Source organism: Nostoc sp. (assembly GCF_036917465.1).
In the GTDB taxonomy this organism is placed as follows: domain Bacteria; phylum Cyanobacteriota; class Cyanobacteriia; order Cyanobacteriales; family Nostocaceae; genus Nostoc.
The window spans coordinates 1-9,579 of record NZ_JBALDL010000022.1 but is presented as its reverse complement, the minus strand read 5'-3'; the positions used below and the strand labels follow the sequence as shown (position 1 = coordinate 9,579).

Annotated in this window: 10 protein-coding genes; 7 read left to right on the top strand and 3 right to left on the bottom strand. The window is 43.8% G+C overall.

What is annotated here, in order from left to right; translation table 11 throughout:
• The 3 genes from V7K38_RS04885 to V7K38_RS04875 form a co-directional block, all read left to right on the top strand.
• A partial coding sequence (locus tag V7K38_RS04885; protein ID WP_334855903.1) for a hypothetical protein occupies window positions 1-417 on the top strand: 417 nt, incomplete at its 5' end.
• A 249-nt stretch (window positions 418-666) separates the two neighbouring features.
• A complete protein-coding gene (locus tag V7K38_RS04880) occupies window positions 667-2,511 on the top strand; it encodes a lipoxygenase family protein (protein WP_334855901.1) in 1,845 nt (614 codons plus the stop codon).
• 138 nt (window positions 2,512-2,649) lie between these two features.
• Window positions 2,650-2,796 carry a phycobilisome degradation family protein gene (locus V7K38_RS04875; RefSeq protein ID WP_334855905.1) on the top strand — a complete coding sequence of 49 codons (147 nt, stop codon included), beginning with the start codon at window positions 2,650-2,652 and terminating at the stop codon, window positions 2,794-2,796.
• Window positions 2,797-2,815: 19 nt separating this feature from the next.
• On the opposite strand, the gene V7K38_RS04870 is transcribed toward V7K38_RS04875, so the two are convergent.
• Entirely contained in the window at window positions 2,816-3,469 is a 654-nt protein-coding gene (locus V7K38_RS04870) for a hypothetical protein (RefSeq protein ID WP_334855899.1), read from the bottom strand.
• A gap of 64 nt (window positions 3,470-3,533) precedes the next feature.
• Here V7K38_RS04870 and V7K38_RS04865 point away from each other — a divergent pair, with 64 nt between their 5' ends.
• Window positions 3,534-3,665: a hypothetical protein gene (locus V7K38_RS04865; protein ID WP_334855897.1), complete on the top strand. Its 132-nt coding sequence runs from the start codon at window positions 3,534-3,536 to the stop codon at window positions 3,663-3,665.
• Here the strand turns inward: V7K38_RS04865 and V7K38_RS29585 are convergent.
• Window positions 3,662-3,811: an IS1/IS1595 family N-terminal zinc-binding domain-containing protein gene (locus V7K38_RS29585; protein WP_442940749.1), complete on the bottom strand. Its 150-nt coding sequence runs from the start codon at window positions 3,809-3,811 to the stop codon at window positions 3,662-3,664. The genes V7K38_RS04865 and V7K38_RS29585 overlap by 4 nt on opposite strands.
• A 434-nt stretch (window positions 3,812-4,245) precedes the next feature.
• Here V7K38_RS29585 and V7K38_RS04860 point away from each other — a divergent pair, with 434 nt between their 5' ends.
• The 3 genes from V7K38_RS04860 to V7K38_RS04850 all read left to right on the top strand — a co-directional run bounded on the left by V7K38_RS04860 (window position 4,246) and on the right by V7K38_RS04850 (window position 7,056).
• The gene (locus tag V7K38_RS04860) at window positions 4,246-5,742 is read left to right on the top strand and encodes a galactose oxidase-like domain-containing protein (protein ID WP_334855896.1); all 1,497 of its coding nucleotides are present in this window, start codon (window positions 4,246-4,248) and stop codon (window positions 5,740-5,742) included.
• Window positions 5,743-5,810: 68 nt separating this feature from the next.
• Entirely contained in the window at window positions 5,811-6,767 is a 957-nt protein-coding gene (locus tag V7K38_RS04855) for a hypothetical protein (protein WP_334855895.1), read from the top strand.
• A gap of 52 nt (window positions 6,768-6,819) precedes the next feature.
• Window positions 6,820-7,056, top strand: a complete 237-nt coding sequence (locus V7K38_RS04850; RefSeq protein WP_334855893.1) for a hypothetical protein — start codon at window positions 6,820-6,822, stop codon at window positions 7,054-7,056.
• Window positions 7,057-7,068: 12 nt separating this feature from the next.
• On the opposite strand, the gene V7K38_RS04845 is transcribed toward V7K38_RS04850, so the two are convergent.
• Window positions 7,069-9,579 (bottom strand): plasmid replication protein, CyRepA1 family (locus V7K38_RS04845; protein WP_334855891.1); only part of this gene is annotated, 2,511 nt, incomplete at its 5' end.

Here is a 9,579-nt window from a genome sequence, read left to right as displayed (position 1 = left end):
CGAACTGCGAATTGCGAATTGCGAATTGTGCTGGTGTGGTTCAACCAAAAAAGCCTTGTATGGAGCGGTAATCCCATTGAAGGCTGGAAAACTGGTTTGATATTTCTGGTCGGTGGTGCGGTAACAGGTGCAGCCACAGGTAAGACTTTGGATTTCTACTGTTGGCGAATCGAGCAACAATTAATCAGAATTGAGAAAGAGAGGGTGGAGAAAGAAACCCAAGAGAGAGAAAGGCTGAAGAGAGAAAGGTTTGAAGAAGAAAAAAAGCAGCAAGAAATCTTAGAAGCAGAAATGGTCGAAAGGAAAAGAATAGAAAGGGAAGAGGCTCTTGAAGATGAACGTTTGTGGTACGAACAACATGGTAAGGATTTTGGCGATGATTACGATTATGACGAGGAGGATGAAGAGGATGAATAACTTTGTGCTGACATGAAGCCAAGTTAGCGATGCCTACGGCGGGCTACGCCTACGCTGATGAATTAGCTCTCACATCGCTTCAAACTGTGTAGCATTGAGTGACCTACGCCAAGACTAGCCAACTGGACACCACAGATTAACACCCCATTTGTAATAATTTAAAGATAAGTATCGTATTTTACACAAAAACGAATGGACATTGTATGATTTTTGTTAGTGAAAAGTAGGGTTTTTGAGGAGGATAATGTAATGCGCTTACCGACTCGACAGCAAAGACACCAACAATTAATAGAGCAATACGTCATATCGCGCCGTACTATGCTTGCGGTGTTAGGTTTTGCCTGTACCCCTGGTTTGGAAAACTTAATCAAAGGCGATACTCAACCTTCAAAGCCAAGCCCTGCTGGTAATGGGGAGATCCCGACTTTACCGCAGTCCGATCAACTGACAACTCAGCAAGAGCGTCAACAGCAGCTAGAACAAACACGTCAACAATATCAGGTAGCATTGCGGCTACCGACTGCTGTTCGTGTGGCAACTTTACCAGTTCAAGAGGTTTTTTCCCAAGGGTATACCAATAATCGTGCAACTTTGTCAGAGAAAATAGCAGCAAATCAACAAGCATTTTTGCAGAATCCGCAGTCATTTCTCAAGTTGTCAGACTACGGAGCGGTTTTTCCGGTTTTACCTTTACCAGATGTTGCTAAGACCTTCCGCAGCGATGCCACATTTACGCAACAGAGGCAATCTGGCCCCAACCCAATGGAATTAACCAATGTCTTGGCACTGAATTATAGCCTGACTCAAAAACTTGGAATAACGGATGAAATTTTTCAAACTGTGCTCAGAAGCGTATATAAAAAAGGGTACGTTAGGGAAACTGTCAAAAGTGCCATTCAAAATGGCAAACTGTTTGTCACTGATTATGCATTACTTGATAGTGATACTGTTATTGGGCAACCGAATAAATTTCTCACCGCCCCAATCGCCCTCTATTATGCCGATCGCAATCGCAGGGATTCGTGCTTAATTCCTATTGCCATCCAACTAGGACAAATTCCCGGAATAAGTCTGCTTTGCACACCGATGGATGGAGTGGACTGGACTTTGGCGAAACTGATCGCTCAGATGGCTGATTTTTATGTCCATGAGTTAGTACGTCACTTGGGGCAGACCCATCTGGCTTTAGAACCAATTGCACTAGCTACTGTTCGTGAACTAGCAGTTCGCCATCCCGTGAATGTGCTACTAAAACCCCATTTTGAGTTCACAATGGCAATCAATGCCGTTGCGGATCAGGTACTGATTAATCCTGGAGGATTGGTAGATATAATTTTAGGAGGCACTCTTGAAAGCTCACGCAACCTTGCTAATCTTGGTGTTAGCGAAGTTTTTAACAACTTCAGTAACTTTGCTCTTCCGACTAATTTACGCCGGCGCGGTGTCGATGACCGTTCTGTACTGGAAGATTTTCCCTATCGTGATGATGGGTTGCTAGTCTGGAAAGCCTTAGAAGAATATGTTAGTCAATATGTGGGAATTTACTACAAATCCAACCGAGATATTCGTGAGGATTTTGAACTCCAAAATTGGATACAAGCTTTACAAAGACCCATTAGTGAGAAAGGTTTTGGTGTAGCTTCTCTACCACCCCGTCTGACTAACCGTGATCAGTTGATTGATTTACTGACACAAATCATTTTTACTGCTGGCCCACAACACTCAGCTATTGCCTGGATTCAATACCAATATATGGCTTTTATTCCGAATATGCCAGGAGCTATCTATCAGCCTATTCCAACTATCAAAGGAATCATCCGGGACGAGAATAGCCTTACTAGTTTCCTACCTGGCGTTGAGGCAACATTCGCCCAGGTTAACGTCATGGCAGTGATTGGCACCAAGCAAGATCCCAAGGCATTTACAGATTTCGGCGTGAATAGTTTTCAAGACTTTCGAGCTATTGGTGTTCTAGGACGCTTGCAAGACCGTCTCAAAGGTTTAGAAACAGTTATCGAACAACGCAATAAACGTCGAATTGAATGTTACCCGGCTTTTCTACCCTCCCGGATGGCTAACAGTACAAGTGGTTAACGTAAATGACAGGTTTTTGTGCCATTGGCGTAAAGTAAGTCAGTTCTGCCTCAACGTGCGGCAGGTCAAGTAAAAAACTACTGTCTAGGCTCATTGTTACATCCTTTTTGACAATAGTTAGATACTTAAATTTGAGTAATCATAAGCCGTGTGTCCCGTTTAAGTGAGCGGACTGGCCAAAACTTGTTTTTGCTGATGTTCTATAAGCAGATGATGATAAGGGAAAAGACTTACCAGGAATTGCTCAAACATCAGTGGGAAGTTGATTCAGGTTCAATCTTGTAGCGACTGACGCTCCCATCAATCACGCCATCCATTCAGTCCACTGTGGGGCATCTGTCACCAATTGAGCAAACAAGTCCGGTTCAAAATCCTCAAATTTCAGCATCACGCCGCAACGCTCATCACTGGTTAGTGTACTGAGTAATTTTTTAACTGATTCCACTCCGTATTCAATCCGCTCAATCACCAACTGAGCATAACATTTGACCCGCTCCCACCAAGAATCACTGGCTTCTTCATCTGTGTCCATACCCCCCCGATTATTATCTCCAATTCCATTAAGGGGGGGTGTGGACGGAGTACTAATTCCATACTGAGCTTGCATCCTAGCGGCATAAGCTGCATTTTTCTGCTGTTCCTCCTGACGCTTCTGTTCCCTCTCTTCTCGTTGCAGTTGCCGATACTCCAACACCTCTTGAGCGAAGACAACATCAAGAGTATTCAAACGATAATACCGAACCCGTTTCCCATCCTCCAAGGGTCGGCGTGACTCATTAGACAAACCCAGTTGCCAAAGGTACTGCCCCAAAATCCACATTGGCGATTCATCAAGGGGAATGGTGAGATTAAGGATACCCTTAACATGAGATGCGTTGCGTTTCGAGAACTGAGCCAGAGCTTCAATCATGGCTTCGTCTCCTTTAATCTCAACCCCAGCCATGAGATCGATCAACACTGCCCTCAGTCCCAGCCGATGACGCATTAACCAGGATGTAGAATGATTACTCCAATCGGTACAAATGGCTAGCCGCTCTCTTTCTGATTTATCGCGTTCGGCAACAACAGCAGGTGGTGGGACAAACTCTCGCCCCTGCTTTGAGCCGACTGCTCATCACTGGTTAAGGTACCTTCTTGCGGCTGTGGTCATCTAGCCCAAATCATTTAATAAGTCTTTAGGAAGATAATCTGTTGAGCTGTTCACAAACTGCTTGCCACAGTCTTTACAGCGATAGCATTGCTTTCCTCTACGATGCCCATTTTTAGATAACTGCTGCGATTGACATATTGTTTTTGCCAACCCCTGGAGAACAGGACGTTAATATATCAATTCAGCCTCGTAAATTGGCGAAGGTATTGAAATAGAGTTATAGCTTCTAGGAAACAAAGGATCTTATTGATAACTCCGCAAATGTTCTTTGTATATATCTATTTGATTGATATCATCAAGCTCCTAATATTTTCCTTATTCTCTATTCATATAAATTACATTTTGTCAAAAAAATTAGATGAGTTTCCCTTGTGCTATTCGGGCATAGATATGTATTTATGTCAACTTATTATTATCTAAATTTTAATGCGTTTGCCCTGATCGTTTTTACTTTATCTTTTTATAAAAAACATTATATCTTCACACTTAAAAAAACTAAAAAACTATATAAATTAGAATTAGGAAAAGATTATTGAAAGAAACAACAAAAATATCAAAAATATCAAATTTACGTAGTAATAATTTTGAATAAAGTAACTGAACCGAATAACAAAACTATGCTTACAGAGGAAACCGATGTAAGGACTTTCATAGCTCTAGGTAGTACCACAGACCAATGGCAAGTATTGTCGTACAGTGCTCCAATCCTACCTATACATGCCGCTCTCCTTCATACTGGTAAAGTATTCTTTTTCTGCGGTTCCGGTAATGATCCTGCTCAGTTAAATACTCCCTATGACAGTGTGGTCTGGGATGTGAGTAAAGGAACCTTTTCCCGTCAAGCGCCTCCATTGGATAGTAATAATCAACCTATTGACCTTTTTTGCGCTGGTCACTCCTTTAACTCTAAGGGTTTATTAATGGTTGCAGGTGGAACTCTGCGTTATGACCCATTTTATGGTTCACTCTCTGCTCTGATGTTTGATCCAATTAGTGAGAAATGGGTCAAGAAGCCATCAATGAATAATGGGCGCTGGTATCCTACTGTGTTAACACTAGGCAGCGGTCGGCTCTTTGCACTGTCTGGAACGGATAAAGATGGCAACCTGAACAGACAACCAGAAATTTATTCTGCTTCCTTTGCAAATGGTTGGAACGCTTTTCCAACAACTAGTCCATTTCCATCATATGCACAACTATTTTTACTAACTAATGGAAACATCTTTTATTCCGGTGCTCAGATGAGCGGCAACAATGGAGTAGCGCCAAGTATACTAACCCTGCCAGGAACGTTTACCCAATCCATTGCAGAAAAAGTAGTGCCAGGACTGCAAGACCCCGATTTCGGGAACCAAGGTGCCAGTGTGCTTTTACCACCGGCGCAAGACCAAAAAGTCATGATTATTGGTGGAGGGACTGGTACTACAGCAACAGACAGGGTAAATATTGTAGATTTAAAAGCTACTAACCCTATTTACGTAGCAGCAAAGTCTCTAAACTATGCTCGAATGCATAACAGCGCAGTTTTGTTGCCTGATCGCACAGTGTTTGTTTGCAATGGTAGCAAAATGAGTGAGGACACAACACAATCAATGCTGCCAGCAGAAATCTACAATCCAGTTACAAATACCTGGACAGTAGTAGCTCAACAAAATGTCCCTCGCGTATATCACTCGGTGGCCTTACTTCTGCCAGATGGGAGGGTTGCCACAGCTGGAGGTAACCCTAGCCGGACTGTCGATGAACTGCGATTAGAAATTTACAGTCCTGGGTATATGTCGCAGTCACGACCAATTATTCAGAGCGCTCCTAAAAGATTGAAGTACGGTCTGCAATTTACCATTGAGACACGCCAAGCCGCGAATATTAAATGGGTCAGTCTGATTAGACCAATGGCAACCACTCATTCCTGTGATACAGAACAAAGGTTAGTGGATCTACCGATTAATTTCCGGAACGCTACTTCTCTCAATGTCACGGTAACAAACAATCGAAACATTGCACCACCAGGCTGGTACATGCTTTTTATTAATGACAGGAATGAAACACCCTCAGTAGCAACCTGGACGCAATTATTTTAGTCTTACGCGTTGATGTTTAATAAACTGCACTTTAGCTAATAAAAGTCATTAATTCTAGGAGTTGAAAGATGAATTACAAGGTATCACGTCGAAAGTTTGGACAGTTGGCACTTGGTGGAACTGTAGTATCTGGGCTTAGTTATCTCACCAACAAAGCTTTGGCGGAAATACCAAGTTTGAAAGTTATAGGTATAGTTTCCGGCTCGATCATCAGCACTGACCAAACGGCTATTCCAGAGGTAGACACCACTGAATTAGATAGCACTACTCCAAACAGTGTATCCACAGATATGAAGCCTATAGGACTTGTTTTGCAATCCTTAATTATAGGAAAGGCTCAACTTCCAATTCCACTCACCTCTGGGATATTTGCGGATAAAAGTACACCTTTAGTAGAGTCTCATGAGATATTGAGTGGCTTCACTTCTTTAAGCAATGGCACACTTGTGGTGGCAATTACTCCTGTTACCACTAGTCGGAAACAGGCAACACCTACTCGCATTACATTTTTGAGTACGCCTAGAAAAACTTTGATAGTCTCAGGACTCAAACAGAATGAACAGCTTGGGAGCTTGCTAAGTACTTCTGATGGGCGACTCATCGCTCTAGTAGGTAAGAAAAACGGTACACCGCCGATCAGATTGGTAGATATTAACCTTCAAACAGGAGAGATCAGTTTTATTAGTAAGGTTAAATTCCCGAATGATCAGCGAGTCAGCAATCTAGCGGAGTGCCCAGATGGAAAACTCTATACTTCTTTAGTTGAATCAGATGGTAATACATCTCTTGTGCAGCTAGGCTCAAATCAAAAAAGCCCGATCAGGCTGACACAATTGAAAGTCAATGAGCGAGTATGGAATAATGGTTTACAAAGCTTAGTTTGCTCTGCAACAGGTCAACTCCTTGCCTTTGGAGCTATGAGGTATGAGACACCTAATGCTGTGTATAGTGTAGATCAGAACAATGGAAACATGACTCGGCTACAAGACTTTGACGCTACTCAAATTACGCTTGCTCGTGGGTAAAAGGATTTAAGGTTAGTACACCTTGGTGGAAGTAAGTAGACCATTAAAAGCTATGAGAATTCGGAAAATTCGTAATCACACATCTAGCAAGGCTTACCATCAGCAACTCCCACAGCCTCACCCACCTTGGAGACTAGCTGCTGGTAGAACTGACCAGCACTGTCGAGTTATTGGCGCAATTTCCGGCTTAACCCCTTCCATCCAAAGATTTCGCTATGTTCCGTTTTGGGAATGCTGGGTGATGTTGGTAGAGTTGATGGGTGGTGTGATTATATCTATTAGCGACTGACACAGAATCTAATCACGCCATCCATTCAGTGCACTGGGGCGCATCTGTCACTAGTTGAGCAAACAAGTCCGGTTCAAAATCCTCAAATTTCAGCATCACGCCGCAACGCTCATCAATCGTCAGGGTACTGAGTAAAACTTTTACTGACTCTACCCCGGACTCAAACCGCTTAATCGCCAACTGAGCGTAATATTTGACCCGCTCCCACCAAGAATCACTGACTTCTTCATCTGTGTCCATACCCCCCCGATTATTATCTCCATCTTCATTAAGGGGGGGTGTGGACGGAGTGCTAATACCATACTGAGCTTGTATTCTAGCCGCGTAAGCTGCATTTCTCTGCTGTTCCTCCTGACGCTTTTGTTCCCTCTCTTCTCGTTGCCGTTGCCGATACTCCAACACCTCTTGAGCGAAGACAACATCAAGAGTATTCAAACGGTAATATCGAACCCGTTTCCCGTCCTCCAGTGGTCGGCGTGACTCACTAGACAAACCCAGTTGTGCAAGAAGCTGCCCCAAAATCCACATTGGCGATTCATCAAGGGGAATGGTGAGATTGAGGATACCTTTAACGTGAGATGCGTTGCGCTTGGAGAACTGAGCCAAAGCTTCAATCATGGCTTCGTCTCCTTTAATCTCAACTCCAGCCATGAGATCCATCAACACCGCCCTCAGTCCCAGCCGATGACGTATAAGCCAAGAAGTAGAATGATTGCTCCAATCGGTGCAGATGCTCAGGCGTTCTCTTTCTGATTTATCTCGTTCGGCAACAACAGCAGGTGATGGAACAAATTCTCGCCCCTGTTCCGAGGTAATCATTTCCCCTGGGAGAGCCAAGATTGCTTCCAGTGCAACAATTTTCTTAATCAATCTTCCACCATCATCTTTCTCAACCAAATCTGGGGTTACGGACATCCCATAAGTATCAAAAATACGGAACTTCTCACATTCCAAAACCTCTTCGGGCTTCAGGTAATCTTGGTGTTGCCTACTGTTATATGTCCTGCGGTCAATATCTTTGGCATTAGCAACTTTTCTAAAATGTTCTTCATCAATGGCAATACCTGCCGCCTTCATCCACCGAGAAGCTCCCTCATCAGATGCATCGCCCACAGGGATAATCGTGTTGCCCATTTCTTCTAAGAGCGATCGCAAATCAGCCCGTAAATTATTAATCGACCAGTTTCTTTGCGCTTCAATCTGACAGCTGGTATCCAACGCCCAATCCTTCTCTGCTCCGCGCTTACCTGTTTCTCTATCAATGCGAATCAAAAACGCGGTCATCTCGTTCTTCTGAAGAATCTGTTCCTTGATGCGACGGGCGTTGGTTTCGGCGTAACCAAAGGGAGGACGGGGAGCAACCCAAACATACATGGGGACATTTGGACGATACCGCCATAATTGCTGGGCGCATTCTGTAGCCGACTGCGAGACAGCATGAAACACGCCAAACACGGCATCAAAATGATAGCTGGAAATGTCAACCCCTGAACTGAGACTGGGAGTAATTAAAAAAGCGTCAATATCCTTAATGGCAATGTTAATCTCTGTAATGAAAATCACATTTTCCTCACTGCCACTGTTCTCGGAGTGAATAGCCCACACCCGTAGCTGGCGGTCAACGTTTGATTCCGGTGTTTCGTCGTTATCATCAATTGCTGAACCATCATTGAGCGCTCGTTCCAGCTTTTTGATAAACCGCTTGCTATCGCTGACCATCATCAGTTTTTTACCCAACATCAACTGAGCGTGGAATTCGGCAACGACTGCGCTGCTGTTTTTGCCTTCATACCAATAAACCTGACGACCACCTGAACGATATTCGTTTTTGATAATGTATGGTTTTTCGCCAGCCGGTCGCATTCGCATAAAAAACTCAATGGTCAGATCATCGAGGTGAGCATCAGCGAGAACCACCAGTTTGGCATTGTAAACCAGGTACTCCAGCACTTCCAGAATAGCCCCCCGGTGTTCCTTACAAGTTTTGGACTTGAGCAAGTGAGCGAGATACTGACAAGCTTCATCAATAAATAGAACGTCATAAGCCTGTAAATCGTTCGCCATCTTATACAATGAGTCTACAGTGATACTCAGTGCTTTGGCTTTAGCCCAATCCCCGCAGGATATCGCAGAGTACATCGCTGTTTGCAAGCGATCGCTAAGATTTTTCAGCAAAGTTACCCGATGCCCGTTGTTCAAAAAGCTCAAGTCTGGGTTGTCTCTCCTGATCATTGCCAGGATTTCAGTCTTGCCAGTACCCATGTCGGAAGCCAAACCCACTAACCCGGATTGAGGCAGTGAGCGGATAACCGTGGAAAGATAGCGAGTATTGACTATCACGTTGGGTTTGAATTTGCGAAGTCCTCTGGCGCGATTCACGAAAAACCTTTGTTGGTACTCGCTGATTCTTAAAGCATCAGCAATCATTGTGTTGACTGCAACATCTGCTTTTTTGCCCAAAGCTACAACCCAATCGTCAATTCCTTTTTCTGGCCCTGGCAGCAGAGCTACTTCGCATTGGCA